The 26,407-nt window shown below is 59.2% G+C and carries 23 protein-coding genes, 1 tRNA gene and 2 pseudogenes; 16 read left to right on the top strand and 10 right to left on the bottom strand.

Going from position 1 to position 26,407, the window contains the following annotated elements:
* Nucleotides 1–60: 60 nt before the first annotated feature.
* The gene (locus DJ564_RS21995) at nt 61–1,743 is read left to right on the top strand and encodes a methyl-accepting chemotaxis protein (RefSeq protein ID WP_109633275.1); all 1,683 of its coding nucleotides are present in this window, start codon (nt 61–63) and stop codon (nt 1,741–1,743) included.
* A 137-nt stretch (nt 1,744–1,880) separates the two neighbouring features.
* On the opposite strand, the gene DJ564_RS21990 is transcribed toward DJ564_RS21995, so the two are convergent.
* Nucleotides 1,881–2,816 carry a LysR family transcriptional regulator gene (locus DJ564_RS21990; protein WP_109633274.1) on the bottom strand — a complete coding sequence of 312 codons (936 nt, stop codon included), beginning with the start codon at nt 2,814–2,816 and terminating at the stop codon, nt 1,881–1,883.
* A 249-nt stretch (nt 2,817–3,065) separates the two neighbouring features.
* On the opposite strand from DJ564_RS21990, the gene DJ564_RS21985 reads away from it, so the two are divergent.
* The 3 genes from DJ564_RS21985 (at nt 3,066) to DJ564_RS21975 (ending at nt 4,257) form a co-directional block, all read left to right on the top strand.
* Entirely contained in the window at nt 3,066–3,551 is a 486-nt protein-coding gene (locus tag DJ564_RS21985; RefSeq protein WP_109633272.1) for a DMT family transporter, read from the top strand.
* The gene (locus tag DJ564_RS21980; RefSeq protein ID WP_109633270.1) at nt 3,551–4,006 is read left to right on the top strand and encodes a DMT family transporter; all 456 of its coding nucleotides are present in this window, start codon (nt 3,551–3,553) and stop codon (nt 4,004–4,006) included. Before DJ564_RS21985 ends, DJ564_RS21980 begins: the two co-directional genes overlap by 1 nt.
* A gap of 83 nt (nt 4,007–4,089) precedes the next feature.
* Complete coding sequence (locus DJ564_RS21975) at nt 4,090–4,257, top strand: metallothionein (RefSeq protein ID WP_109633268.1); 168 nt, start codon at nt 4,090–4,092, stop codon at nt 4,255–4,257.
* A 69-nt stretch (nt 4,258–4,326) separates the two neighbouring features.
* Here DJ564_RS21975 and DJ564_RS21970 read toward each other — a convergent pair whose 3' ends face one another.
* Nucleotides 4,327–4,554 carry a DUF6555 family protein gene (locus DJ564_RS21970; protein WP_010458578.1) on the bottom strand — a complete coding sequence of 76 codons (228 nt, stop codon included), beginning with the start codon at nt 4,552–4,554 and terminating at the stop codon, nt 4,327–4,329.
* A gap of 145 nt (nt 4,555–4,699) precedes the next feature.
* Here DJ564_RS21970 and DJ564_RS21965 point away from each other — a divergent pair, with 145 nt between their 5' ends.
* The 3 genes from DJ564_RS21965 to DJ564_RS21955 all read left to right on the top strand — a co-directional run bounded on the left by DJ564_RS21965 (nt 4,700) and on the right by DJ564_RS21955 (nt 6,805).
* Nucleotides 4,700–5,485 carry a helix-turn-helix domain-containing protein gene (locus DJ564_RS21965; protein WP_109633266.1) on the top strand — a complete coding sequence of 262 codons (786 nt, stop codon included), beginning with the start codon at nt 4,700–4,702 and terminating at the stop codon, nt 5,483–5,485.
* Nucleotides 5,486–5,644: 159 nt separating this feature from the next.
* The gene (locus DJ564_RS21960) at nt 5,645–5,818 is read left to right on the top strand and encodes a DUF1427 family protein (RefSeq protein ID WP_010458583.1); all 174 of its coding nucleotides are present in this window, start codon (nt 5,645–5,647) and stop codon (nt 5,816–5,818) included.
* 30 nt (nt 5,819–5,848) lie between these two features.
* Nucleotides 5,849–6,805: a zinc-binding alcohol dehydrogenase family protein gene (locus DJ564_RS21955; protein ID WP_109633264.1), complete on the top strand. Its 957-nt coding sequence runs from the start codon at nt 5,849–5,851 to the stop codon at nt 6,803–6,805.
* 62 nt (nt 6,806–6,867) lie between these two features.
* On the opposite strand, the pseudogene DJ564_RS21950 reads toward DJ564_RS21955, so the two are convergent.
* Nucleotides 6,868–7,188: pseudogene (locus DJ564_RS21950) on the bottom strand (GNAT family N-acetyltransferase); the annotation flags it as partial.
* 154 nt (nt 7,189–7,342) lie between these two features.
* Between DJ564_RS21950 and DJ564_RS21945 the strand changes: the two are divergent.
* The 3 genes from DJ564_RS21945 to DJ564_RS21935 all read left to right on the top strand — a co-directional run bounded on the left by DJ564_RS21945 (nt 7,343) and on the right by DJ564_RS21935 (nt 11,747).
* Nucleotides 7,343–9,913 (top strand): EAL domain-containing protein, encoded by a 2,571-nt coding sequence (locus tag DJ564_RS21945; RefSeq protein WP_109633262.1) that lies wholly within the window; start codon nt 7,343–7,345, stop codon nt 9,911–9,913.
* Between the two features lie 99 nt (nt 9,914–10,012).
* The gene (locus tag DJ564_RS21940) at nt 10,013–10,807 is read left to right on the top strand and encodes an exodeoxyribonuclease III (protein ID WP_109633260.1); all 795 of its coding nucleotides are present in this window, start codon (nt 10,013–10,015) and stop codon (nt 10,805–10,807) included.
* Between the two features lie 112 nt (nt 10,808–10,919).
* The gene (locus DJ564_RS21935; RefSeq protein ID WP_109633258.1) at nt 10,920–11,747 is read left to right on the top strand and encodes an arylamine N-acetyltransferase; all 828 of its coding nucleotides are present in this window, start codon (nt 10,920–10,922) and stop codon (nt 11,745–11,747) included.
* Between the two features lie 68 nt (nt 11,748–11,815).
* On the opposite strand, the gene DJ564_RS21930 is transcribed toward DJ564_RS21935, so the two are convergent.
* Both DJ564_RS21930 and DJ564_RS21925 read right to left on the bottom strand, forming a co-directional pair.
* The gene (locus DJ564_RS21930) at nt 11,816–12,274 is read right to left on the bottom strand and encodes a hypothetical protein (protein ID WP_256597446.1); all 459 of its coding nucleotides are present in this window, start codon (nt 12,272–12,274) and stop codon (nt 11,816–11,818) included.
* A 103-nt stretch (nt 12,275–12,377) separates the two neighbouring features.
* The gene (locus DJ564_RS21925; RefSeq protein WP_109633254.1) at nt 12,378–12,689 is read right to left on the bottom strand and encodes a BrnA antitoxin family protein; all 312 of its coding nucleotides are present in this window, start codon (nt 12,687–12,689) and stop codon (nt 12,378–12,380) included.
* Between the two features lie 228 nt (nt 12,690–12,917).
* On the opposite strand from DJ564_RS21925, the gene DJ564_RS21920 reads away from it, so the two are divergent.
* Nucleotides 12,918–14,435 (top strand): nucleobase:cation symporter-2 family protein, encoded by a 1,518-nt coding sequence (locus tag DJ564_RS21920; protein ID WP_109633252.1) that lies wholly within the window; start codon nt 12,918–12,920, stop codon nt 14,433–14,435.
* A gap of 226 nt (nt 14,436–14,661) precedes the next feature.
* On the opposite strand, the gene DJ564_RS21910 is transcribed toward DJ564_RS21920, so the two are convergent.
* A complete protein-coding gene (locus DJ564_RS21910) occupies nt 14,662–16,179 on the bottom strand; it encodes an efflux transporter outer membrane subunit (protein ID WP_109633248.1) in 1,518 nt (505 codons plus the stop codon).
* An 87-nt stretch (nt 16,180–16,266) separates the two neighbouring features.
* Between DJ564_RS21910 and DJ564_RS21905 the strand changes: the two genes are divergently transcribed.
* From DJ564_RS21905 to DJ564_RS21895, 3 genes are all read left to right on the top strand, one after another.
* Nucleotides 16,267–16,887, top strand: a complete 621-nt coding sequence (locus DJ564_RS21905) for a TetR/AcrR family transcriptional regulator (RefSeq protein ID WP_109633246.1) — start codon at nt 16,267–16,269, stop codon at nt 16,885–16,887.
* Between the two features lie 177 nt (nt 16,888–17,064).
* On the top strand, nt 17,065–18,186 hold the full coding sequence (locus DJ564_RS21900; RefSeq protein ID WP_109633244.1) for an efflux RND transporter periplasmic adaptor subunit: 1,122 nt from the start codon (nt 17,065–17,067) through the stop codon (nt 18,184–18,186).
* Nucleotides 18,183–21,269 carry an efflux RND transporter permease subunit gene (locus tag DJ564_RS21895; RefSeq protein WP_109633243.1) on the top strand — a complete coding sequence of 1,029 codons (3,087 nt, stop codon included), beginning with the start codon at nt 18,183–18,185 and terminating at the stop codon, nt 21,267–21,269. Before DJ564_RS21900 ends, DJ564_RS21895 begins: the two co-directional genes overlap by 4 nt.
* A 270-nt stretch (nt 21,270–21,539) precedes the next feature.
* On the opposite strand, the pseudogene DJ564_RS21885 reads toward DJ564_RS21895, so the two are convergent.
* Both DJ564_RS21885 and DJ564_RS21880 read right to left on the bottom strand, forming a co-directional pair.
* Nucleotides 21,540–21,686, bottom strand: a pseudogene (locus tag DJ564_RS21885) (integrase); the annotation flags it as partial.
* A gap of 148 nt (nt 21,687–21,834) precedes the next feature.
* Nucleotides 21,835–21,910, bottom strand: a tRNA-Asn gene (locus DJ564_RS21880).
* A 227-nt stretch (nt 21,911–22,137) separates the two neighbouring features.
* On the opposite strand from DJ564_RS21880, the gene DJ564_RS21875 reads away from it, so the two are divergent.
* Entirely contained in the window at nt 22,138–22,368 is a 231-nt protein-coding gene (locus DJ564_RS21875) for a hypothetical protein (RefSeq protein WP_109633241.1), read from the top strand.
* Here DJ564_RS21875 and DJ564_RS21870 read toward each other — a convergent pair.
* Complete coding sequence (locus tag DJ564_RS21870) at nt 22,365–22,574, bottom strand: hypothetical protein (RefSeq protein WP_109633239.1); 210 nt, start codon at nt 22,572–22,574, stop codon at nt 22,365–22,367. The genes DJ564_RS21875 and DJ564_RS21870 overlap by 4 nt on opposite strands.
* Nucleotides 22,575–22,811: 237 nt before the next feature.
* Nucleotides 22,812–24,008 carry an amino acid aminotransferase gene (locus DJ564_RS21865; protein WP_109633237.1) on the bottom strand — a complete coding sequence of 399 codons (1,197 nt, stop codon included), beginning with the start codon at nt 24,006–24,008 and terminating at the stop codon, nt 22,812–22,814.
* A gap of 351 nt (nt 24,009–24,359) precedes the next feature.
* Between DJ564_RS21865 and uvrB the strand changes: the two genes are divergently transcribed.
* Entirely contained in the window at nt 24,360–26,375 is a 2,016-nt protein-coding gene (gene uvrB, locus DJ564_RS21855) for an excinuclease ABC subunit UvrB (RefSeq protein WP_109633233.1), read from the top strand.
* Nucleotides 26,376–26,407 lie beyond the last annotated feature (32 nt).

Here is a 26,407-nt window from a genome sequence, read left to right as displayed (position 1 = left end):
TGAGCTGGCGTGCCGTTAAAGCCTTTAACCACGCCAACAAAATCAAAAGAGTGAACCGTCATGCGCATGAGCCTGAAGGCTAAAGTCCTGTCCCTTGCCGTCCTCCCGGTGTTGCTATTTGCGCTGGTCATCAGCCTGACCACGCTGTTCATTTTGCAGGAGCAGGCGCACAAGGAAGTCGAGGAAACCCGCCAGCGCCTGCTCAGCGATGCCAAGGCCACCCTGCAAAGCTACGTTGCCGTGGCCATGACCACGATCAAACCGCTTTACGACGCGGCCGCCCCTGGCGATGACGCGGCGCGGGCGCAGGTGATCAAGCTGCTGTCGAGCATCACCTACGGCAAGGACGGTTATTTCTTCGGCTACGACTCCAACACCGTGCGCCTGTTCAAGGCCAACAGCCCCGACGGCGTGGGTCAGAGCTTCAAGGACAACCGCGATCCGAACGGCGTCTACGTCAACCGCGACCTGGTGAAAGTCGCCAAAGACGGCACGCATTACCTGCAATACAGCTCGCCTTTGCCCGGCAACACCCAAGTGCTGGTGCCGAAACTGGGCTACACCGAATACCTGTCGAAGTGGGACATGGCGGTCGGTACGTCGGTGAACCTCGACGGTATCGAGGCGCAAGTCGCGCTGGTCCAGGCCAAGGTGCAGGAGCGGATGGAAGGCGTGGTGCTGACCATCGCCGGCCTCGCGGTGGTGATGTTGCTGGTGATCGCGGCGGTCGGACTGCTGCTGGCCAATACCATCCTGCGTCCGCTGAACCTGATGAAAGCCAACCTCGATGACATCGCGGCGGGCGAGGGCGACCTGACTCGTCGCCTGACCATCACCAGCCAGGACGAACTCGGCGAACTGGCCGGCTCGTTCAACCGCTTCGTCGACAAGATCCACAGCCTGGTGCGCCAGATCACCGAAATGACTTCGCAACTGACCGGCCTGGTGAATCAGGTTTCCGATCAGGCCCAGCGTTCGGATCAGGCCATGGAGCGTCAGCGTCACGAGACTGATCAGGTGGCCACGGCGATCAACGAAATGTCGGCGGCGGCACAGGAAGTGGCGAAAAGCGCGCAAAACGCGGCGGTGGCTGCTCAGCAAACCGACGAAGAAGGCCAGACCGCCAAGCGTGTGGTGGCCGGCAGCATCGTGAAGATTCATGCGTTGGTGGACGACATTCGCAGCAGCGGCGTGTCCCTTGATAGCCTGCAAAAAGACGTGTCGTCGATTGTCAGCGTGCTGGGAGTGATTCGTTCGATTGCCGAACAGACCAATTTGCTGGCACTGAACGCCGCCATTGAAGCCGCGCGCGCCGGTGAGGCGGGTCGTGGTTTTGCAGTGGTGGCCGACGAAGTGCGGGCGCTGGCCAGTCGCACGCAGATCAGCACCCAGGAAATCCAGGGCATGATCGACCGCTTGCAGGCCGGGACCCAATCGGCGGTGGAAGCGATGCGTCGTTCCAGCGAGGCGGGCGATGGCACCTCGGCACAGGCCAATGAGGCCGGTGCATCGCTGGACACCATGGCTCAATTGATCGGCACCATCAACTCAATGAACGCGCAAATCGCCAGCGCCGCTGAAGAGCAGACTGCCGTGGCTGAAGAAATCAACCGCAGCGTGCATCAGATCGCCGTGGCGGTGGACAACGTCGCCGACGAAACCCAACTCGGCGCCCAGACCTCACGCAGCCTCGCCGACCTCGGTCAGCGCCTGGGCAAACTGGTCGGCCAGTTCCGAATCTGACTTTATTTGCAAAATATTGGAGGCAAGCACTGAACCTGTGGGAGCGAGCTTGCTCGCGATAGCGTCGGCACATCCAGCATCAATGTGACTGATCAACCGCTATCGCGAGCAAGCTCGCTCCCACAGGTTATGTGGTGTCAGGGTCTGTCCCAATAAGGCACCGTGCCGAAGCATTCAACGAAGAAATCAATCACCGTGCGCACCTTTACCGACAACCGGCGGCTGCCCGGCCACAGTACTGCAATCTGCTGCGGCTCAAGGCTGTTGGACACCTGATATTCCCCCAGTACCGGCACCAGCGTGCCATTGCGCACCGCCTCACCAATCAGCCACGACGGAAACATCACCAGCCCCAAACCCTGTTCGGCGGCTTGCGTGAGCGTGTCGGCGTGGTTGCCGGTGATCGGCCCTTTCACCGAGTAGGGCGTCCAGTCCTGTTGCTCTTTGCGGAAAAACCAGCGTTGCTGACCGGCCACGCCTTTGTAGGCCAGGCACTGATGCCCCGCCAGCTCTTCGGGGGCTTGTGGAGTGCCATGGCGTTCGAGGTAGGCCGGGCTGGAAGCGACTTGAAAGCGATGGGGCGCCAGGATCCGTGCCTGCATGCTCGAATCGTGCAATGGGCCGATGCGGAACAGCAGGTCGGCACCTTCCTGCAACGGGTCGATGTAGCTGTCGGTTTGCTGGATATCCAGCTGCAGTTTCGGATAGCGCGCGCACAACTGCCCCAGCCACGGCGTCAGATGCCGTTGCCCGAAGACCACAGGCGCGTTGATTCGCACCAGTCCGCTGGGTTCGCTTTGCTGTTCCTGCAAGGCCTGTTCGGCTTCCTCCAGTTGCACCAGCATCAGCCGCGCGTGATGGCCGAGCATGCGTCCCGCTTCGGTGGGCGTGACGGCTCGCGTGTGGCGGTAGAGCAATTGCTGGTTCAAGGCCTGTTCCATTAACTGGATCTGCCGGGAAATAGAAGAGGGCGCCAGGCCCTCGCGGCGGGCGACTTCGGAAAAACTGCCATGGTCGAGCACCGCGACAAACAGCCGAAGTGCCTTGAATCCCAGCTCGTTGAGGCCGTGCATGATGAGTCCTGCTGTGCGATTTGCGCAAAAGTGTTGTCAGGATGCTCCCATTTATCGCAAAGCAGCGCCAGCCGATAATGCGCGCCATCCGGCGGGTTAATGCCTGAACACCGCGAATCCCTGTGGGAGCCGGGCTTGCCCGCGATGGCGGTGTATCAGGCGCTGCAGTGTCGACTGGTACATCGTCATCGCGGGCAAGCCCGCTCCCACAGGGTTAGCGCCTCAACTGATACTGGTAGGATTTTCCTTATGCAATCTTCTTCAATCGACATCGCTGCAGCGCCAGCGACCCAACCGGGGCTGCGACTGTTACTGCTGCCACTGGTGATTCTCGCCGGCATGGGCCTTTCCGTGGAGGCCGGTTTGCTCGGGCCGCTCGGGGTGCAGGTCGGGCACTTATGGGCGACGTTGAGCATCTTCGGCGTCGGCTCGGCGATTTTGTTTTTGCTGTTGTTGTTCAGCGGCAAGCAACAAGGCCCAGCTTTGAACACCTTGCCACGCTGGCAGTTGATCGGCGGTTTCCTCGGGCCGATCTACGTGGTGGTGCTCACCCTGGCCACGCCGCACATCGGGATCGCGATGACGATGATCGCGATCCTCTCCGGGCAGGTCGGCAAAAGCGTGCTGATCGACCACTTCGGTTGGTTCGGTGCCACCCGCAAAAAGGTCAACGGTGAACGTTGGCTGGCGTTGCTGCTGATTGTCGCGGCACTTGTTCTGATTGCTCGGGGTTGATGATGAATCTGATTATTTTGTTGGCCGTGGTCGTGGCCGCCGGTGCGGTGTTGAGTATTCAGGCGGCGATCAACGGACGCCTGGGGGAAACCGTCGGCGTGTTGCGCAGCAGTCTGCTGACCTTCGCGGTGGGCGCGGTGGTCACCGGTTTGCTGATCCTGTTTTTCGAACCGGCCCATGCCGTGACCCTGCTGGATGTGCCGAAATGGCAGCTCAGCGGCGCCTTGTTCGGCGTGGTCTACATGATGGTCATGGTCGGCGCGGTGCCGCGGGTCGGCACGGCAGTGGCGACCGTGGCCGTGATCGTCGGGCAGTTGGGCATGGGGATGTTGATCGACAACTTCGGCTGGCTGGGTAACCCGGCAATCGAGTTGTCGAGCAGCCGGATGCTGGCGATGGTGTGCCTGGCGCTGGCGTTGCTGTTCATGTATCGCAGCAGCACGCGAAGCGAGTAACCCGAGCCATTTTGTAGCTCCTACACTGATGACTGAGGTGCGCATTTGCCGCACGCGACGACCACATCAATGGAGTCAGACTCATGATCAGCAGTGACAGTAAATGCGACTGCCCCAAATGTTCCTGCAAACTGGGCGAACACCCGATAGCGCGTCACGGCAAGCACTATTGCTGTGAAGCGTGCGCCAAGCACCACGAACATGGCGAGGAGTGTGCGAGCAAGGGCTGCAAGTGCGCGCACGCCAAATAGCTCATCAACAGGAAGTGGAGCCACTCGGGCTCCACTTTTTTTATGTCTGGTTTCCTCCCCTCGTGATCTTCAGCCAGCCGGTCGCCACGTCACATTTTCGATGCCGAATTTCTCCGCCAGCGGCTTGCTGGTTTTTTGCACCTTCTCTCGGCCAAAGCGGGGGATTCGTCCGACCCCTGCATCACAACTGGCCCAGTGCCAAGCCTCCGCGTTGTCCATTTTGTCCAGGCGGATAATGAAAGACTTTGGCGCGCCATGAAGGGTGTATTCAATGACGAAAAGTTTTGCGTTGTTCATAAAGCCCGTATTCCTCCCTGTGGTAATACAAGGATCGTCTGGGCTACGGAAAATTCAGTTGGATTGTCAGACGGTTGCCGCCCGTAGCGACAAGGTCGCTGCCCCGTTACCATGCAAGACCTGAAAACCCCAATGATCATTGCCCATGGCCCTTGCCGCCCCGCCAGACCTGAGTGATACCGATGTGCCCGTGCAACCGCTGGCACGCACGTACCCGCGCGGCTTGTATATCGAGCCGCACGAGCATGTCTGGGGCCAATTGCTATACGCGATGAGCGGGGTGATGTGGGTCGAAACGCCTCATGAGGCGTTGGTGGTGCCGCCACAACGGGCGGTGTGGCTGCCGCCAGGCGTGCCGCATGGCATTCGCGTGGTCTCGGATCTGCAGATGCGCAACATCTACTTGCGGCCCTCGTTGGCGGCCACGCTGGACGACCGTGTTCAGGTGATCGAAGTCGGCGGGTTGCTGCGTGAGCTGATCGTCGGGTTGGTGGAGCAGGGCGACAATGGCACGCCCGAGTACTACGAAGCGCTGGTCGGCCTGGCGCTGTTGGAGCTTAGGCGAGCCAGGCGATCGCTGTTGAAAATCCCGTTGCCGGATGATTCCGACCGGCGCCTGATGAACCTGTGTCAGGCGGTCATGGCCGCACCCTCGCTGGATATCCCCTTCGAACAGCACGCGGAAAACGCCGGTGCCAGCGTGCGCACTCTGGCCCGGCTGTTCAAGGACGGCTTGGGCATGGGTTTCGCCGAATGGCGACGCCAGGTGCAACTGGCGACTGCGGCGGCGGAGTTGATTCAGGGCGTACCGGTCAGCACGATTGCCCGGGAACTGGGCTATTCGCCGAGCAGCTTCAGCGACATGTTCCGCCGGGAACTGGGTGTCGCGCCTTCGCAATTTTCGACGGGCCAACGCGACGTCCAGCCATAACGCAGACTTGTGGCCACTGGCGAATCCCTGTGGGTTACTACCCAGTTTGCATTGCAACCTGTATTGGCGCCTTGGCCGATATTCAGAAGCACTTGGCCGATGCCCTTCGCCACCGCTCTCTAGACTTCAGACCTACCTTGTTTGCCCACGGAGTCTGCCATGAGCTACCTCATCTCGCTGGTCATCGGTCTGGGCGTCGGTCTGCTCTACGGCGCACTGGATTTTCGTTCTCCCGCCCCACCGGCCATTGCCCTGGTGGGCCTGCTGGGCATGCTCGCCGGCGAAAAGTTGTGGCCCATGGGCCGACAGCTGGTGGCTGGCTGGGTCTCCTGAAACCCCTTCCTTTTTGCGATGGAAACTCTCATGAAAGCACTGCAATTCGACCAGGCCGGTGACCTCTCGGCCCTGCGCTACGTTGATGTTCCGACCCCCGTTCCCGGTGCCGATGAAGTGCTGGTCCAGATCAAGGCGGCCGGCCTCAATCCCAGCGATGTGAAGAACGTGCTGGGGCGTTTTCCCTACACTACGTTGCCGCGGATTCCCGGTCGGGATTTCGCCGGAGTGGTGGTGGAAGGGCCACAGGCACTGATCGGTCAGGACGTCTGGGGCACCGGTCGTGAACTGGGCTTTTTTGCCGACGGCTCCCACGCGCAATTCGTCAAACTGCCGGCCAATGGCGTAGTGCTCAAACCCACCCACTTGAGCTTCGCCCAGGCTGCCAGCCTCGGTGTGCCGTACACCACGGCGTGGGATGCCCTGGAACGCAGTCTGGTGACGACCGGAACGCGGCTGCTGGTGATCGGCGGCGGAGCGGTGGGCAGTGCCGCGCTGGCGCTGGCCAAGGTGCGTGGCGCTCAGGTACTGGCGGCGGCGCGCCGGCCCGAGCAGGTCAAGGATCTGCAGGCGCAGGGCTATCAGACGTTGCAACTGGATAAACCGGACGAGCTGGGTGCGCAGGTGAACGCTGTGTATGCCGGCGGCGCTGATGTGATTTTCGACACCACCGGTTTCTGGCTGCCGGCCTCGGTCCCGGCTTTGGCCACTTTCGGTCGCATCGCGATCATTGCCGCGCCGGTGGACGGCATGGTGCAACTGCCGGCGCTGGCGTTGTATCGCAAGGGCGGTTCGGTGGTGGGGATCAATTCGCTGTTGTACGGCGTGCAGGCGTGTGCGGCGATGCTGGATCAGTTCGGCAAGTTCTTTGATCAGGGGCTGTTGCCGTTGCCGGAAGGGTTGTTTGAATCACCGTTGGCGCAGGGGGTGGAGCGGTATGCCGAGGTGAATCAAGGGGCTGGCGACAAGGTGATTTTGTTGCCGTAACCGGCATTGATGGTGGGTGGTCTGGCCTCTTCGTGAGCAGGCTCGCACAATCGTTCGAGGCGTCAGCGAAGGTTGTATCGGGTCAGTTTTTTCTCGAGATTTTCCCGCACCAACGGCCACTCCTCATCAATGATGCTGAACCGTACCGAGTTACGCTTGCGCCCATCCGGCATGATTCGTTCGTGGCGCACGATGCCTTCCTGTTGCGCGCCAAGCCGCAAGATCGCGTTGCGCGACTTCTGGTTGTTTTCGTCGGTGGTGAATTGCACTCGCACGCAGTCCAGCACCTCGAAGGCGTAACGCAGCATCAGGTATTTGGCCTCGGTGTTGACGAAGGTTTTCTGCCAGCGCGCAGAGATCCAGCTGCTGCCGATTTCGGTTCTCGACATAAAAAGGTTGCGGGTGATGCATGCCATTACAGGGTAGCGGCTGTCGATTGGCAATAGTGTGGGGCCATGAAGGACCATGACTGCTATGGTCAATGGACGCTTGCCTGTCATCCACCCGATCAGGCAATCGATTGACAGGATCCCATGCATGGAATTGACCGCTACGACCACCACCGCCCCCGGGCGCCATACACCGATCACACGGAACCTGGTCTGGTCCGTCGGACTGGTATTTGTATTAGGGGTGCTGATCGCCCTCGTTGCCTTGTTCAGCATTGCCGGCCGGCTCGATGCCCAGGACCTGGCCAAGACCACGTTTTACACCCAGCGTGCGCTGGAAAACCGCATTTCAGCCTCGAAAAACTACGTCGCCAGTTATGCGACCTGGACCACTGCCTACGACCATCTCAACGGTGAGGTCGATGTAACGTGGGCTTACGTCGAGCAGAACATGGGTAAAACCTTGTTCACCATGGACCATTACGACGGTGTCTTCGTGGTCGATCACCAGCGGAGCAAATACGCCACGGTGCGCGGCCTTCTGGTGCAGGATGACGCGGCGGCTCTCCTTTCGATATCGATGCCTGCATTGATCGAAGAGGTTCAGGAGCAGGAAAGCCTGCTCGTGCCCATCAGCCGCTTCACGTTGTTCGAGGGCCAACCCGCGCTGTTGACGGCTGCCGCGATCGTGCCCAACGACGAACGGCCTGCGGTCGATCCCAAAAGCACCTCGGTGCTGATGTTCGTCGATCAATTGAGTCCGGAAAAGCTCAGCGCCTTGAGTGCCGATTACGGTTTACATGACTTGAGCCTCGCGCTCGACAACACCCTGGCTCCCGGTCAACCTGCGGTTGCACTCACGGGTACCGGTTACAGCCTGGTCTCGCGGCTCGAGCAGCCAGGCCATCAATTGCTTTGGTCACTGCTGCCGCCACTGGGCGGGGCGCTGTTGATTCTGGCGTTGCTGACGGCTTGGTTCTTTCGTTATGTATTGCGCACCTCAAGGCACGTGGACGCCAGTTACATCAATCTGGATCTGTCGAATCAGGCGCTGGAGGCCAGTGAAGAGCGTTTTCGTGCAGTGGCCGAGGCTGCTTCCGACTGGATCTGGGAAATCGACGACAAACACCGAATCACGTATCTGTCAGGACGCTTCGGCGCCGTCACCGGTTTCTCCGATCAACAATGGCTGGGGCAGGACATCGAGCAGCTGTTGTATTGCGATACCACGCCGTTGTCACTGTGGCTGGACAAGCTCAACGAAGAACACAACGTCAGCCACCTGCGCTGTTCCTATCGCGATCAATCCGGACAGCAACGTGTCTGTCGGGTGTCGGCACGACCGATCCACAGCAAAGGCGCGGTGCTGGGTTATCGCGGAACGGCCAGTGACATCACCGATGAAGTCGCCGCCCATGCGCAGATCCAGCATCTGTCGTTGCACGACGCGCTGACCGGCCTGCCCAATCGCAACAAACTGGCGCGTTACCTCGAAGATGCGTTGGTGCTGAAGGAGCATTCGGCACCGCTGACGTTGTTGATGATCGACCTGGACAACTTCAAGCCGATCAATGATTCCCTCGGCCACCCGGCCGGTGATGCGGTGTTGCTGGAAGTGGCCACCCGCTTGCGTGAGTGCACGCGGGACATTGACCTGGTCGCCCGCCTGGGCGGTGACGAGTTTGTGCTGGTGCTCAATGGCATGGACATCCACACGGAAATCGACCGGATTTGCGAGCGTATCCTCGAAAGCCTGCAGCAGCCGATTCATTATGACCATCACACGCTGCACATCGGCGCCAGCATCGGCATCGCCTTGAGTCGGCGTCAGGGGCATATGCCGGAGGAACTGATCCGCTGTGCCGACATCGCGCTGTATCAGGCCAAATCCGATGGCAAGAAAACCTGGTGCTACTTTGCGCCGCACATGAACGATCAGATCCAGCATCGCCGCAAACTGGAAAACGACCTGCGCCAGGCGATCAAGAACAACGAGTTCGTAATGCACTATCAGCCGCGTTATCACGTCGATGGCAAGCAGATCGTCTCGGTCGAAGCGTTGCTGCGCTGGCAGCATCCGGTGCAAGGGCTGCTGAGCCCTGACTCGTTCATTCCGTTGGCCGAGCAGACCGATCTGATCGTGCCCTTGGGGCGCTGGGTGCTGCGCGAAGCGTGCGAGACGGCGCTGACCTGGCCGGGTGAGCTGATGGTGTCGGTCAACCTGTCGCCCGTGCAGTTCATGCGCAGTGACGTGGTGGAGGATGTCAGGGAAGCATTGATCCAAAGCCGTTTGCCGGCCAGTCGACTGGAGCTGGAAATCACCGAAAACGTGATGCTCAACGACGTCGACGGCGCTCTCGCGACCATGAACTCGCTGAAGGAGCTGGGTGTGCGGCTGAACATGGACGACTTCGGCACCGGTTATTCGTCGCTGGGTTACCTGCGCACGTATCCGTTCGACGGGATCAAGATCGACAAGCGTTTCATCTCGTCCATGAGCGGCACCGGCAACGACCGTGCGGTCGTGCAGGCGATCATCAACCTGGGCAAGGCCATGGGACTGACCGTGACCGCAGAGGGCGTCGAGACGCTGGAGCAACTGGACTTCCTGATCTCAGACGAGTGTCATGAAGTGCAAGGTTTTTACCTCAGCCGACCGATGGAAAATCAGGCGCTGTTGCCATTGCTCAAGGCATCGCATGACGAGCATCCGGTGTAATGGGGGGACCTTTAGTCGCCTGATTCGTTTGTCGTGGCAACTGCCATCACGCACCCCGGTCACAACTGGATACCGTCCATCCGTTGCGAGCCTCGGCCCATGAAAAACCTGAAAATCGCCACCTTCAACGTCAACGGCATGCGTGCCCGGCTGCCGAATCTGCTGGCCTGGCTTGAGCGCGAAAAGCCGGACATTGCCTGCTTGCAGGAGCTCAAGTCGGTGGACAGCGCGTTTCCGGCCGCCGAGCTAGAGGCCATTGGCTACGGTGCCATCTGGCAAGGTCAATCGTCGTGGAACGGGGTGGCGATTCTGGCCCGTGATGCGCAACCTTTGGAGAGCCGGCGCGGGCTGCCGGGTGATGACGCCGACACCCATAGCCGCTACCTGGAGGCTGCGGTGCACGGAATTCTGGTGGGCTGCCTGTATTTGCCCAACGGAAATCCGCAACCGGGGCCTAAGTTCGACTACAAATTGGCGTGGTTCGAGCGGTTGATTGCTTATGCCAAGGACCTGCAAAACAGCGAACACCCGGTGGTGCTGGCCGGCGACTACAACGTGGTACCCACCGACCTCGACATCTACAACCCGCGCTCGTGGCTCAAGGACGCCTTGCTGCAACCGCAAAGTCGCGAGTGCTACCAGCGCTTGCTGGATCAGGGCTGGACCGATTCCCTGCGTCATCTGTACCCGGAGGATCGGCTCTACACCTTCTGGGATTATTTCCGGCAGCACTGGCAGAAAAACTCGGGGTTGCGCATTGATCATCTGTTGCTCAACTCAGGCCTGAGTCCTTATCTGCATGAGGCCGGGGTCGATGCCTGGGTGCGCAACGAACCGCACGCCAGCGATCACGCGCCGACGTGGATTCGCTTGAGTTCGCGCAAGCGGCGTTGATCTTTGGGTGGCGGGCGATTGGCTAAATCAATTGTCAGTCGAACCGCTTTATCCCTTATACATGGCGCCCATCGGCGGAGAGATCCGCGGCCCCATGCATAAGGACCTAGCAATGAGCGAGCCACGCCTGACGAACCGAGCGTCATACCTGCAACGCCTGGGTTTCGACGCGCCCCCGGCGCCAACCCTGGACACCCTGCGCCAACTTCAGCTGCGCCATACCGGGGCCTTCCCGTTCGAAAACCTCACCACGCTGTCCGGCGAGCCGGTACGCATCGACCTGCCCTCCATCGAACAGAAAATCCTGCACGAGGGGCGCGGCGGGTACTGCTACGAACTCAACTACGCGTTTCTGATGTTGCTTCAGGAGCTCGGCTTCGACGCCCATGGCATCACCGGTCGGGTGGTGATGGGCCAGCCGGAAGGTGCGTGGACTGCCCGCACGCACCGCTTGAGCCTGGTCACTCTGGACGGCGTGCGCTACATCACCGACGTCGGCTTCGGCGGCATGGTGCCGACCGCACCGCTCCTGCTCGACACCGATGCGGCACAACCCACGCCCCACGAACCGTATCGCATCGAGCGCCATGCAGACGGCTACACTCTGCGCGCCAACGTCGGCGGCGAGTGGCGGCCGATGTACATCTTCGATCTGCAGCGCCAGGAAGACATCGATTACGCCGTCGGCAACTGGTATGTCTCGACCCATCCGGAATCATCGTTTGCCAAGCAACTGATGGTCGCGCGTACCGGGGATGGCTGGAGGCGCACGTTGAACAATGGCAGTTTTGCGATTCATCGGGTGGGCGCCGAGAGCGAACGGCGGCAGGTGGCAAATGTGGAGGAGTTGATCGGGTTGCTGGAGGGGGAGTTCGGGATTCGCGTGCCGGAGCATGCGGGGTTGCGGCAGGTGCTTGGGCGGTTGATTGAACCAGACTGAAACCTGAAATGCCCGTGTCGGCGTCTTGCCGTCGATTCTGGGCAAAAGCTTGAGTTGTTCGATTGTTTTCAGGGCGGTGATGATGTCTGGCGCAGGCTGAGTTCGTCAGTTTGCGCTATTGCGTTTGTCCGCCAGGCCCAGTGAGTAAGCAGTCCGACCAGCGCCCCATCGACCATCCAGAAATACCAGAGCAGTCGCAGCTTTGGGTGAAGACAGACGACCCCGGCAATCGCCAATCCTGCCAATAGACCGGTAATCCAGTTCGCATATCCCTTTGCGCTGATCCAGGCGTACAGAGGCGTGAAGCCCAAGACCAATGGCAACGCTCCGAACCAGACTCCGCCGACGATAAAACATGCAAAAACACCGAGCCAGATCCAGATCCAGAGCGCTACCGTCAGCTCAGGCATACCCCAAACAAAATACAACGCAATGATGAATGCTTGCACGGCCACGACATTGCGAAATGCGCGGTACGCCAGGATGAAGGTCTGCCAAAGGTGGCTGAGTGTCGATTCGCTGATCAAGGGGGTAGGCATCCATGTCCGACACCGACAGAGTGGCCGGCTCGGCGCAGTCTATCAGGTGCCGTGCAGAGCGACTCTGTCAGGGATATCGAAGTTGCCAGGGTCAAATTTCAGGTTCCATCATGCGGTGGATATCGCTGGCGACTTCGAGCAGTTTGTCCTCCAGCGTTTTCAGCTCGGAGGCTGTAATCCCTTTTTTGATTTTTCCGACACCCACCACACAGCCTTTATGGCTTAGAAGTGTTTGACGCAGGGCGTTATTGATCACCGTCTGATAACCGTATCCCTCGCTTTCTGCCAGCGATCGAGCCGCCTCAATAACGGCATCATCTAACATGATGGTAATCCGGGTTTTGCCTTTGCTGGAGGCAACCACTCCACGTTCGGAGGTGCTGAAATCGTATTGGTCTTTCATTGGTACGGCCTCGAGACAAGATGTCGAAAGGCGCATTTATGCATATTTAATATGCATATAGAGAGTAGATGTATTTCAAGATTTTTTGGAGGGGAACCCGCGCGGCAAAAGGGCAGCATGGACATATGTCCATTATCTGACTGATGAGTTGTATACAACTCTATAGACATTTGTCCTGAGTCTTGCATACAGTGTGCGCATAACAAAAAACCAGGGAACCCCCCAACCATGAAAACGCCCCATGTTTCACACCAACGGCCTGAGGACGAAAACCTCGGGGTCGGCGCGAATATGGCTTACGGCCTGCAACATGTTCTGACCATGTACGGCGGCATCGTCGCGGTGCCTTTGATCATCGGCCAGGCGGCCGGGCTTTCGCCGGCGGACATCGGTTTGTTGATTGCTGCTTCATTGTTTGCGGGGGGCTTGGCGACATTGCTGCAGACCCTCGGTTTACCGTTTTTCGGGTGTCAGTTGCCGCTGGTACAGGGCGTGTCGTTCTCGGGCGTCGCAACGATGGTGGCGATTGTCAGCAGCGGCGGGGAGGGCGGCTTTCAGTCGATTCTCGGGGCGGTGATCGCCGCGTCGTTGATCGGGTTACTGATCACGCCGGTTTTCTCACGAATCACCAAGTTCTTCCCGCCGCTGGTGACGGGCATCGTGATCACCACCATCGGCCTGACGCTGATGCCAGTGGCTGCACGCTGGGCCATGGGCGGCAATAGCCATGCCCCGGACTTCGGCAGCATGGCCAACATCGGTCTGGCGGCGGTGACGCTGGTGTTGGTGCTGCTGCTGAGCAAGATCGGTAGCGCGACCATCTCCCGTTTGTCGATCCTGCTGGCGATGGTCATCGGCACGATCCTCGCGGTGTTCCTCGGCATGGCGGACTTCTCGTCGGTCACGCAAGGCCCGATGTTCGGCTTTCCGACCCCGTTCCACTTCGGCGTGCCGACCTTCCATTTAGCCGCGATCCTGTCGATGTGCATCGTGGTCATGGTGACTCTGGTGGAAACCTCGGCGGACATCCTCGCCGTCGGTGAAATCATCGACACCAAGGTCGACTCCAAACGCCTGGGCAACGGCCTGCGCGCCGACATGCTGTCGAGCATGATCGCGCCGATCTTCGGCTCCTTCACCCAAAGCGCCTTCGCCCAGAACGTCGGGCTGGTGGCCGTGACCGGCATCAAGAGTCGTTTCGTGGTCGCCACCGGCGGCTTGTTCCTGGTGATTCTCGGTCTGCTGCCGTTCATGGGCCGGGTCATCGCCGCAGTACCGACCTCGGTACTCGGCGGCGCTGGCATCGTGCTGTTCGGCACCGTGGCGGCCAGTGGCATTCGCACGCTGTCCAAGGTTGATTACCGCAACAACGTCAACCTGATCATCGTCGCCACCTCCATCGGCTTCGGCATGATCCCGATCGCCGCGCCGAATTTCTACGACCACTTCCCAAGCTGGTTCGCGACCATCTTCCACTCGGGCATCAGCTCCTCGGCGATCATGGCCATCGTGCTGAACCTGGCCTTCAACCACCTCACCGCCGGTAACTCGGATCAGCAATCGGTGTTTGCCGCCGGTACGGAACGGGTGCTGCGTTACCAGGACCTGGCGGCGTTGCGTGAAGGGGATTACTTCAGCGAAGGCAAGCTGCGTGACTGCGACGGGAATGAGATTCCGGTGGTGGAAGCAGCCCATGATTCGAGCGAGCATCGTGCGGCTCACGCGAAAAGCAGTGAGCATGTCTAACGGCATCACCTGCTAAAAAGGCCGATCTGTTGAATAGACAGATCGGCCTTTTGCTTTTCCAGGATCCACAAAAAAGCCTCTGAACCTTTCGATTCAGGGGCTTTTCGATATTGCTGTCTGGCAACGACCTGGACTCGAACAGAAAAAATAAGCATTTGTTTTACAATGAAATTATTCTTTTTTTTGGTATTCATATCCCTACGATTATCCTAATCCAGCCCGTATTTTATTGGAGTTCTTTCGATATCCCTGGATCAGGAAAAAACATTCGAGTTCCCGCTCTTTTTGAGACAACGCGAGCATCTGAGTCGTCTCGCTGCCAGCCACCTCCCAATGCTTTGAACGTGGCCACTGCAGCGCGAGCCGATTCAGTTTGTGCCTGAGCTCTGCCATCAGATGCCGCTAAAAGGTGTTCATCGGCATCCAGTACTTCGATCAGGCTGACCACGCCTTTTTCATAAGCGACAAACGACGTCGCTCGGGCTTTCGCATACGCCGACTCGCCTTGGGCGAGTTGTGTCGATTGTTGCTCGCGGTTGATCAGCGCCGAAAAAGCGCTTTCAACATCTTCGCAGGCCCGCAGGACGGACTGGCGGTAAGCGGCTAAGGCTTCGGCTTCTTGGCCCTTCGCCAAATCAATTTGAGCGTTGATGCGGCCAAAATCGAACAGCCTCCAGCGTATACCCAGTGCCGCCGAAGCCTGACTGGCGCTGTTGCTGAATAGGTTTGCGCTTGATACCGAGGTAGCACTGCCGAGCAGAGCAGCCACAGACAGTTTGGGGTAGTACTCGGAAATGGCTTCGCCGATGCGCGCGCTGGATGCCGCAAGACGGCGCTCCGCGACGATCAAGTCTGGACGCCGACGCAGCAGGTCGGCCGGAGCGCCCATGTCCGAGAGGCCTGGCACATCAGGGATGGGCGCCGGCTTAGTCAACTGCGCGCTGTAAGTGCCGGGCGCCTTGCCCAACATGACATCCAGCGCATTCATTGCCGCGTCAATGCCTGCTTGCAGTACCGGAACGGTGGCCTGCGCTTGGTTCAGCGCGCCTTGGGTCTGGTTCAACTGCAGTTCAGCCGCCAGGCCTTTTGCGTAGAGATGTTCGATGGTGGTGAGCAGTTGTTGTCGTGTGTCTACTTGCTGCCGGGCAATTTCCAGGCGTGCTTGCAGGCCACGGATGCTGATGTAAAGGTCGGCTGTTTGCGCGACCACTGCCAGGCGTGTGGCAATCGCCCCGGCTTGTGAGGCCTGATAATCGGCGGAGGCCGCCTCTTTGCTGCGGCGTAGCCCGCCAAACACATCCAGCTCCCAGCCGGCATTCAAGTTTGCCTCATAGGCACTGCCGTAACGATTATAGGAAGGGTCTGAATTCAGCACTTGGCCCAACGGCGTCTCTAACGACTGACGGGCTCGGGCCGCCTGACCATTGACGGTAGCCGACGGCAGGAGGGCTGCGTTAGCTGCGCCCAAACCGGCGCGAGCCTGCTCGATCCTTGCGCTTGCCTGGGCTAAATCGAGGTTCTGTTCAAGTGCTCGATTTATCAGCTGACTGAGTACCGGGTCATTAAATGCGTTCCACCAAGCGGCGAGATCGGCATTTGCGGCGGTCACTTGTCGTGCTTTGGACGTTTGCGCCGAGAAATTCTCGGGCAATTCCACACTGGGTTCTGAGTAGTCGGGGCCCACTGCACAACCTGCAACCATACCCAAACACAGTAAGACGGCGAAACGAGGAGGAGGGTGCATGCGATACCTGCGAAAGGGTTGGGTTGTGACGATGTTACAATTTGGTCACAAGTTGTCAACCACCTTTGGGATGAGTAAGCTGCTCGCATGAATCAGCCATCCGTTTCTTCGCCCAGCGCCCGTGGCCCAGCCGATCACGACATCCGAGACCAGATTGTCGCGGCGGCCAACGAGCATTTCAGTCAGTACGGTTACGGCAAAACAACGGTTTCTGACCTAGCCAAGGCCATCGGTTTTTCCAAGGCTTACATCTACAAGTTCTTTGAATCCAAGCAGGCGATTGGTAACGCTATCTGTACAAATTGCCTGACGGAAATCGTTGCAGCTGTGGAGCAGGCCATCAATGCAGACGGCATCTCGCCGACTGAGCGTTTTCGGCGATTGGTCAAAACCCTAATCGCTACAGGTGTGAGCCTGTTCTTTAACGACCGTAAACTCTATGATATCGCAGCGTTCTCCGCGTCGGAGCGCTGGCCGAGCTCGCAAGTCTATGACGCTCAGATCAAGAACTTTGTGTTGCAAATCGTGCGTGAGGGGCGAGAGCTCGGTGAGTTTGAACGCAAGACTCCGCTGGACGAGACGGTAGAGGCGATTCATCTCGCTCTGCGGCCCTTCATCAATCCTCTGCTATTGCAGTACAACCTCGATTTTGTTGAAGAAGCCCCTTCTCTCATCTCCAATCTTGTTCTGCGCAGCCTGATGCCTTAAACCTCTGCTGACGGATGCGCTGCGCATCCGTATTAGCGCGTGCACCTGAAAAAACTAGATATCGAGCCTCTTTGCTCTGCTCTGATCAAGTGGGCGATGTTCATTCGCCTCGGTAGTGACTATTGACATAAATGGTCACTTGAATAAGCATGGGGCATCCGCTACTGAGAGGTCTCTATGATCCAGCGCCACCACCTGTCATTCATTTTCATTGTCTTGTTGCCGTTTGCCCTAGCGGCCTGCAACGAGGCCACGCCTGCCGATCCTCGCCTTCAAGTGCCCTTGGTGCGCATCAGCGTGGTTCAACCCTCCGCGCCTGCGGCACGGGTATTCACCGGTATCGTCGCGGCCCGAGTTCAGAGCGATCTCGGTTTTCGGGTGCCAGGGAAGGTCTTGGAGCGTTTGGTGGATGCTGGACAGAGTGTCAAGCGCGGGCAGCCACTTATGCGGATCGATGCCAACGACCTGACGCTGACCGCGCGGGCACAGCAGGAAGCGGTACTGGCCGCCATGGCCCGAGCTCGGCAGGCCTCCGATGACGAGCTTCGCTACCGTGATCTGGTGTCCGTCGGAGCGGTATCTGCTTCAGCTTACGCAGGGTTCAAAGCAGCTGCCGACTCGGCGAAAGCCCAACTCAACGCTGCCCAGGCCCAGGCTGATGTGGCGATAAACGCGATCGGTTATTCGACGTTGCTGGCGGATGCTGACGGGGTGGTAGTGGATACCTTGGCGGAGCCGGGGCAGGTAGTTGGCGCAGGGCAGGTGGTGGTACGCGTTGCCCATTCAGGGCAGCGCGAGGCCGTGATCCAGTTACCCGAGACGCTACGTCCTGCGCTGGGCTCGGCGGCGACGGTTGAGCTATACGGCCAGCACCAGACTGCAGGTAAAGCGCGTTTACGCCAGTTGTCCGACTCTGCCGACCGACAGACCCGAACGTTTGAAGCGCGTTATGTGCTGGAGGGGGCACTCTCCAACGCCACCCTGGGTTCGACGATATCAGTGGTTATCGCTGACACGGATGTTGCTGATGCCAAGGAATTACAGGTGCCCATGGGGGCACTCTACGACGCCGGTAAAGGCCCGGGGGTCTGGGTGGTGGGCGGGGAAACTGAGCAGGTGGCATGGCGCCCGATCAAGGTTCGCGGCCTGAATAATGAGGCCAGCGTGCGCGTGATGGGGGGTCTGCAGGTGGGTGATCGAGTTGTCGCATTGGGTGCTCACTTGCTGAGCGAGGGAGAGAAGGTCAGGACTGAACTCGCCGATGCTCCGCAAAATTCAGTGGTTGAGGTAAGTCGATGAGCGGCTTCAATCTTTCGGCGCTGGCCGTACGCGAGCGCTCAATCACCCTGTTTTTGATCCTGCTGATTTCTGTGGGTGGGTTGTACGCCTTCTTCAAACTGGGGCGTGCGGAAGATCCCGCATTCACCATTAAACAAATGACGGTGGTCACCGCCTGGCCTGGGGCGACAGCCCAGGAGATGCAAGACCAGGTGGTAGAAAAGCTGGAAAAACGCATGCAGGAACTGCGTTGGTACGATCGGACCGAGACCTTTACCCGGCCCGGCTTGGCATTCACTACGGTGTACCTGCTCGACAGCACGCCGCCCTCAGCCGTCCAGGAGGAGTTTTACCAGGCGCGCAAGAAAATCCTGGATGAGCAGAAGGGGTTGCCGTCTGGGGTGATCGGCCCGATGGTCAATGATGAGTATTCCGATGTCACCTTCGCGCTCTATGCGCTCAAGGCCAAGGGCGAGCCCCAACGTCTGTTGGTGCGCGAAGCCGAGAGCTTGCGCCAGCGTCTGCTGCATGTGGCGGGTGTGAAGAAGGTCAACATCATCGGTGAACAGGCCGAGCGCATTTTTGTCGAGCTGTCCTACGAGCGTTTGGCGACACTGGGCATTTCCGCACGAGACATCTTCAGTGCGTTGAACACGCAAAACATGATAACCCCGGCAGGTTCGGTAGAAGCGAAGGGCCCACAGGTTTTCATCCGCCTGGATGGCGCGTTTGATGACCTGCAGAAGATTCGTAATACCCCACTGACGGTGCAAGGCAGAACCCTCAAGTTGTCCGATGTGGCTGAGGTCAAGCGTGGTTATGAGGACCCCGCGACGTTCCTGGTACGCAACAACGGCGAGCCGGCACTGTTGCTCGGCGTGGTCATGCGCGACGGCTGGAACGGCCTGGATTTGGGGAGGTCGCTGGACGCTGAGGCCACAGCGATCAACGAGCAGATGCCTTTGGGCATGAGCCTGGCCAAGGTCACGGATCAGGCGGTGAATATTGGCGCCTCCGTCAACGAGTTCATGGTGAAGTTTTTTGCTGCCTTGGGCGTGGTGCTGCTGGTGTGTTTTCTCAGCATGGGCTGGCGTGTCGGCGTTGTGGTTGCCGCGGCGGTGCCGCTGACCCTGGCGGCCGTGTTCATTGTCATGGCGGCCACGGGCAAAGACTTTGATCGAATTACCTTGGGCTCGTTGATTCTGGCGCTGGGACTGCTGGTAGACGATGCAATCATTGCCATTGAAATGATGGTGGTGAAGATGGAGGAGGGCTACGACCGTATCAAGGCCTCCGCTTATGCCTGGAGCCACACGGCCGCGCCGATGTTGTCGGGAACGTTGGTGACGGCGATCGGCTTTATGCCCAACGGTTTTGCCAAGTCGACCGCTGGTGAGTACACCGCGAACATGTTCTGGATCGTTGGCATCGCGCTGATTACTTCCTGGGTGGTGGCCGTGGTGTTTACACCTTACCTGGGCGTCAAACTGCTGCCGCAGATCAAGGTGCCTGAAGGCGGGCATACGGCGATTTACGGTACACCGAACTACCAGCGTTTCAGGCGTCTGCTGGGCAGTGTGATCCGCCGCAAAGGCCTGGTGGCGACATCCGTCGTGGGCTTGTTTGTTGTTGCGATTTTGGGCATGGGCGTGGTCAAGAAGCAGTTCTTTCCAACGTCCGACCGGCCTGAGGTGCTGGTTGAGGTGCAGATGCCTTACGGCACGTCTATCGAACAGACTGATATGGCAGCGGCCAAAGTCGAGGCGTGGTTGGCTCAGCAGCCGGAGGCCAAGATCGTCACCGCTTACATTGGGCAAGGCGCGCCGCGCTTCTATTTGGCGATGGCCCCTGAGCTACCCGATCCATCCTTCGCAAAAATCGTCGTCCTGACGGCGAATCAGCAAGAGCGTGAGGCGCTCAAGCTCCGCCTCAGACAAGCGGCGGCCGATGGCTTGGCGCCTGAAGCTCGGGTGCGGGTGACGCAGTTGGTATTTGGTCCTTATTCACCGTATCCGGTGGCCTTTCGGGTGATGGGCGCCGACCCCGCGGTGTTGCGGGATATCACCGCGCAGGTGCGTGAGGTCATGACCGCCAGCCCCATGATGAGGACCGTCAACACCGACTTGGGTGAGCGTGCGCCGGCACTTCATCTCACGCTGGATCAGGATCGCCTGCAAGCATTCGGCTTGACCTCGACCGATGTCGCGCAACAGCTGCAATTCCTGCTCACGGGGGTGCCTGTCACCGAGGTGCGTGAGGACATTCGTTCGGTTCAGGTGATCGCTCGCTCGGCGGGAGAGACGCGTCTGGATCCGTCGAAAATTGCCGCCTTCACGCTGACCGGCGTCCAAGGCCAGCGCGTGTCGCTGTCCCAGGTAGGGGCGGTGGATGTGCGCATGGAGGAGCCCATTCTGCGACGTCGTGATCGTACGCCGACGATAACCGTGCGCGGTGACGTGGCTGAAGGTCTTCAGCCTCCCGATGTCTCCAACGCCTTGATAACGCAGTTGCAGCCCATCATCGAAAAACTGCCGGCGGGCTACCGGATTGAGTTTGCCGGCGCGATCGAGGAGTCGGGTAAAGCGAACAAGGCATTGCTACCGTTGTTCCCGATCATGATCGCGCTGATGTTGCTGACCATCATTATTCAGGTGCGCTCAATGTCGGCAATGATGATGGTGTTCGCCACCGCGCCTTTGGGTCTGATTGGTGTGGTGCCAATTCTGCTGCTGTTCCAGCAGCCGTTCGGGATCAACGCCTTGGTGGGATTGATTGCCTTGTCAGGGATTCTGATGCGCAACACGCTGATCCTCATTGGCCAGATTCACTCTAATAAGCAAGCCGGTCTGTCGCCTTATGACGCAGTGGTCGAAGCCACTGTGCAGCGTGCACGGCCAGTGATTCTCACGGCGTTGGCGGCGATGCTGGCGTTCATTCCGCTGACCCATTCGGTGTTCTGGGGAACGCTGGCCTACACCCTGATTGGCGGTACGTTTGCCGGCACCGTGCTGACCCTGGTGTTCCTGCCAGCGATGTACGCCCTCTGGTTCAAGATCAAGCCCGAGCCCGCGCATGAGCTTGCAGCGAGCACTCATGTTGCTTGATACCTGCGTGCCTGGATCGTCTCAAAAAGGAAAATCGATATGAGCTCGTTGGCCCGGATTTCTCAGCAGTTTGATCCCGCTGCGCCCTTCGTGGCTCCGGCCAACTGGCTTCAGGGAAGAACGGTGTTTTGCGGGCTATCTGCAGCGCTGTCATTGCAGACGGTGTTGTTTGAGGCATGGCCGGATTGTGGGCACGCCAGACCGTAGCGATTTTTACCTAGCGTGCAGTGAACTCAGCGCAACAGTTGTTTCTGTTATCCCGCCTTCAGTGATTACCGCTTGCCACTGATCACTGTGCGCTTTGACCGTGCCGTAATGCCAGCCGCCAAACAGGTCTTTCAACGCCTATGGCCCGGCATAGCTCAATTGCCAGCCGTAGCCAAAATTCCGTCCATTCCGTCTACCGACCAATGCCATGATCAAATTCCTCTCGAAGCCAAACTCACCCTTAAAATGGCTGGTACTTACCGGAACCCGACAGAACGCCAAAACGAAAAAACCCGCCAAAAAGGCGGGTTTTTTCGGTTGCTTCAGAGATTTTGAAAGCCTTCTCTGGAGCCTTGTATGGCTCCACGACCTGGACTCGAACCAGGGACCCAGTGATTAACAGTCACTTGCTCTACCAACTGAGCTATCGCGGAATGGCGTGTATGTTACTGATTCAAAAAGAGAAGTCAAGCATCTGTTAACAACTTGATGGATTCATCGAGACGGACGGTGGTTTATCGACCTTGGACGGTTACCAGAATCGCCTCAGGGGTCTACCATGTCCGCCCGGAAGTGGTTACACGCGCTGCCGGCCATTCGCCGAAAAGGTACGCGCCATGAATCACCCAATCCTCACCCCTCAAGACAACGGGGTGTTCGCATGAGCATCGCTCAGATCAGCCTGCCCAAAGGTGTCGGCCCGCATGCCGAAAAGCTGTTTGACGCGATCACTCAGGCCGGCACCGCTGACGATCTGAACCGCGCGGGCGGCAAGGCTGAAGGTTTCGTCCTCGGTCTGGAAAGCGCCAAAGCCATCAAGAGTCAGGTCGCCGAATCGCTCTACGTCGCCTATGACGACGCCGCCAGTCAGCGTGCGACCGAACTGGCTTAACCGCCGAAGGTCACCGTGGCGAGCATCAGCTTGGCGTACAGCATCGTGGCGGCCAGTTGCACCAGCCACAAGGCCAGGCCGCCGAGAAATACGCCAGCGGCCACTTGCAGTACCAGGTTATTGCTGCGTTTGGCCGGGACGCGGGGAGTGAAGTCATTCAAGTCGTCCAGGTCATCGCGCTCGGCGCGCAGGTCATCGTTTTTCATGTGGGTTCTCGTCAGAATTCTCGGGTGTTCACAAAACCTGTGGGAGCGGGCTTGCTCGCGAATGCGGTGGGTCAGCTTGAATAAGTACTGAATGTACCGCCGCCTTCGCGAGCAAGCCCGCTCCCACATTTGATATGTGTGCAGTCTAGAGCGGTCAGTCGTTGCTTTGAGAATTATCTGCAATCAAAAAAAAACGGGAAGCCAAATGGCTTCCCGTTTTTCGTATCACGCAACGACTCAGATCACCGCAACGATGGCCTTGGTCACCGCATCAATGTTGCTCTGGTTCAGCGCCGCCACGCAGATGCGGCCGGTGTCCAGGGCGTAGATGCCGAACTCGCTGCGCAGACGGGTGACTTGCTCAACCGTCAGGCCGGAGTAGGAGAACATGCCGCGCTGACGACCGACGAAGCTGAAATCACGCTGTGGTGCGTTTTTCGCCAGCAGGTCGACCATCTGGGTGCGCATGCCGCGAATCCGCAGGCGCATTTCCGCCAGTTCTTCTTCCCACTGGGCGCGCAGTTCCGGGCTGTTCAACACAGCGGCGACGATGCTTGCACCGTGGGTCGGCGGGTTGGAGTAGTTGGTGCGGATCACACGTTTGACTTGCGACAGCACGCGTGCGCTTTCTTCTTTCGATTCGCTGACGATCGACAAGGCGCCAACGCGCTCGCCGTACAGCGAGAAGGATTTGGAGAACGAGCTGGAAACGAAGAAGGTCAGACCCGACTCAGCGAACAGGCGCACGGCAGCGGCGTCTTCGTCGATGCCATCGCCAAAACCCTGGTAGGCCATGTCGAGGAACGGCACGTGACCTTTGGCTTTCACCACATCCAGGACGTTTTTCCAGTCCGCCGGGCTCAGGTCCACGCCGGTCGGGTTGTGGCAGCAGGCGTGCAGCACAACGATCGAGCCGGACGGCAGGGCGTTCAGGTCTTCGAGCAGGCCGGCACGGTTGACGTCGTGGGTCGCGGCGTCGTAGTAGCGATAGTTCTGCACCGGGAAACCGGCGGTTTCGAACAGGGCTCGGTGGTTTTCCCAGCTCGGGTCGCTGATCGCCACGACGGCGTTCGGCAGCAGTTGCTTGAGGAAGTCGGCACCAATTTTCAGGGCGCCCGTGCCACCGACGGCCTGGGTGGTGATGACGCGGCCAGCGGCGATCAGTGGAGAGTCATTGCCGAACAGCAATTTCTGCACTGCCTGGTCGTAGGCGGCGATGCCGTCGATTGGCAAATAGCCACGGGACGCGTGTTGAGCGACGCGAATCGTCTCGGCTTCGACAACGGCGCGCAGGAGTGGAATTCGCCCCTCCTCGTTGCAGTAAACACCGACCCCCAGGTTGACCTTGGTGGTACGAGTATCGGCGTTGAATGCTTCGTTGAGGCCCAGGATTGGATCGCGTGGTGCCATTTCGACAGCGGAGAACAGGCTCATTTTTGCGGCGGCTCTGAATGGAGAGTGGAGGGACGTGTCGCGCTCCAGCCGAATGCACTAGAGCGGTGCACAAACGGGGAGCTAGTATAGAGGCCATCTGCGATTGATGGCGACAGACGATTCGGCTTTTAGGTTAAGTTTTTTCGATTATTTTTCGACCGTTAGTCGAATGTCGCCATCAAAGACTTCAAGGGATGTAGGACGTTTGCCTTGAAAGCGCAGGCAATCGGCACCACATTGAGCACAATCCAGTTTTTTCCTCGGGCGACGTGAGTCGTTTGCGGCCTATCTCGTTGCTGCCGGTTTGACCGCGCTGGCGCGATACCCTGCTTCGAGAATCGAGAGGTATGCATGTCTGAATTCCAGCTAGTCACCCGCTTCGAGCCCGCCGGCGATCAGCCGGAAGCCATCCGCCTGATGGTCGAGGGCATCGAAGCCGGGCTGGCGCACCAGACGTTGCTCGGTGTGACCGGCTCGGGCAAGACCTTCAGCATCGCCAACGTGATCGCCCAAGTGCAGCGTCCGACCCTGGTGCTGGCGCCGAACAAGACTCTGGCCGCGCAGTTGTACGGCGAGTTCAAGGCGTTCTTCCCGAACAACGCCGTCGAATACTTCGTTTCCTACTACGACTACTACCAGCCCGAAGCCTATGTGCCGTCGTCGGACACCTTTATCGAGAAAGACGCCTCGATCAACGACCACATCGAACAGATGCGGCTGTCCGCGACCAAAGCGCTGCTGGAGCGCAAAGACGCGATCATCGTCACCACGGTGTCTTGTATCTACGGCCTGGGCAGTCCGGAAACCTATCTGAAGATGGTGTTGCACGTGGATCGCGGCGACAAGCTCGATCAGCGCGCGTTGCTGCGCCGTCTCGCAGATCTGCAATACACCCGCAACGACATGGAGTTCGCCCGGGCGACCTTCCGGGTGCGCGGCGATGTGATCGATATCCACCCGGCGGAATCCGATTTCGAAGCGATCCGCATCGAGTTGTTCGATGACGAAGTCGAGAGCCTGTCGGCCTTCGATCCGCTGACCGGTGAAGTGATCCGAAAGCTGCCGCGGTTCACCTTCTATCCGAAAAGCCACTACGTGACGCCACGGGAAACCCTGCTGGGTGCCGTCGAAGGAATTAAAGTCGAATTGCAGGAGCGCCTGGATTACCTGCGTTCCAACAATAAACTCGTTGAAGCCCAGCGCCTGGAACAGCGCACCCGTTTCGACCTGGAGATGATCCTCGAGCTGGGTTACTGCAACGGCATCGAAAACTACTCGCGCTACCTGTCGGGCCGTGAGTCCGGCCAGGCGCCACCGACACTGTTCGACTACCTGCCGGCCGACGCCTTGCTGGTGATCGACGAATCCCACGTCAGCGTGCCGCAGGTCGGCGCCATGTATAAAGGCGACCGTTCCCGTAAAGAGACGCTGGTGGAATATGGCTTCCGCCTGCCGTCAGCGCTGGACAACCGGCCGATGCGTTTCGACGAATTCGAAGGCATCAGCCCGCAGACGATTTTCGTCTCGGCCACGCCGGGCAATTACGAAGCGGAACACGCCGGTCGCGTGGTCGAGCAACTGGTGCGCCCCACCGGCCTGGTGGACCCGCAAATCGAAATCCGCCCGGCGCTGACCCAGGTCGACGATTTGCTCTCGGAAATCGGCAAGCGCGTGGCGCTGGAAGAGCGGGTGCTGGTCACCACGCTGACCAAGCGCATGTCCGAAGACTTGACCGATTACCTGGCCGACCACGGCGTGCGCGTGCGCTACTTGCACTCGGACATCGACACCGTGGAACGAGTCGAAATCATCCGCGATTTGCGTCTGGGCACCTTCGATGTGCTGGTGGGGATCAACCTGCTGCGCGAAGGCCTGGACATGCCGGAAGTCTCGCTGGTGGCGATCCTCGATGCGGACAAGGAAGGCTTCCTGCGTTCCGAGCGTTCGCTGATCCAGACCATCGGCCGGGCGGCGCGAAACCTCAATGGCCGGGCGATTCTCTATGCGGATCGCATCACCGGTTCCATGGAGCGGGCGATCGGTGAAACCGAGCGTCGTCGCGACAAGCAAATCGCCTTCAACCTTGCCAACGGGATCACGCCGAAGGGTGTGTTCAAGGACGTGGCCGACATCATGGAAGGCGCCACCGTACCGGGTTCGCGCAGCAAGAAGCGCAAAGGCATGGCCAAGGCCGCCGAAGAGAGCGCCAAGTACGAGGCCGAATTGCGCTCACCGGGCGAGATCGCCAAGCGCATTAAAGCCCTGGAAGAGAAGATGTACGCGTTGGCGCGGGATCTGGAGTTTGAGGCGGCGGCGCAGATGCGCGATGAGATTGGCAAGTTGCGGGATCGGTTGATCACTGTCTGATTTCCGCTGAATTTGCTGGCCTCATCGCGAGC

It is taken from the genome of Pseudomonas sp. 31-12 (assembly GCF_003151075.1).
GTDB lineage: Bacteria > Pseudomonadota > Gammaproteobacteria > Pseudomonadales > Pseudomonadaceae > Aquipseudomonas.
The sequence above is the reverse complement of the archived record's forward strand: the minus strand, read 5'-3'. Positions and strand labels throughout refer to the sequence as shown.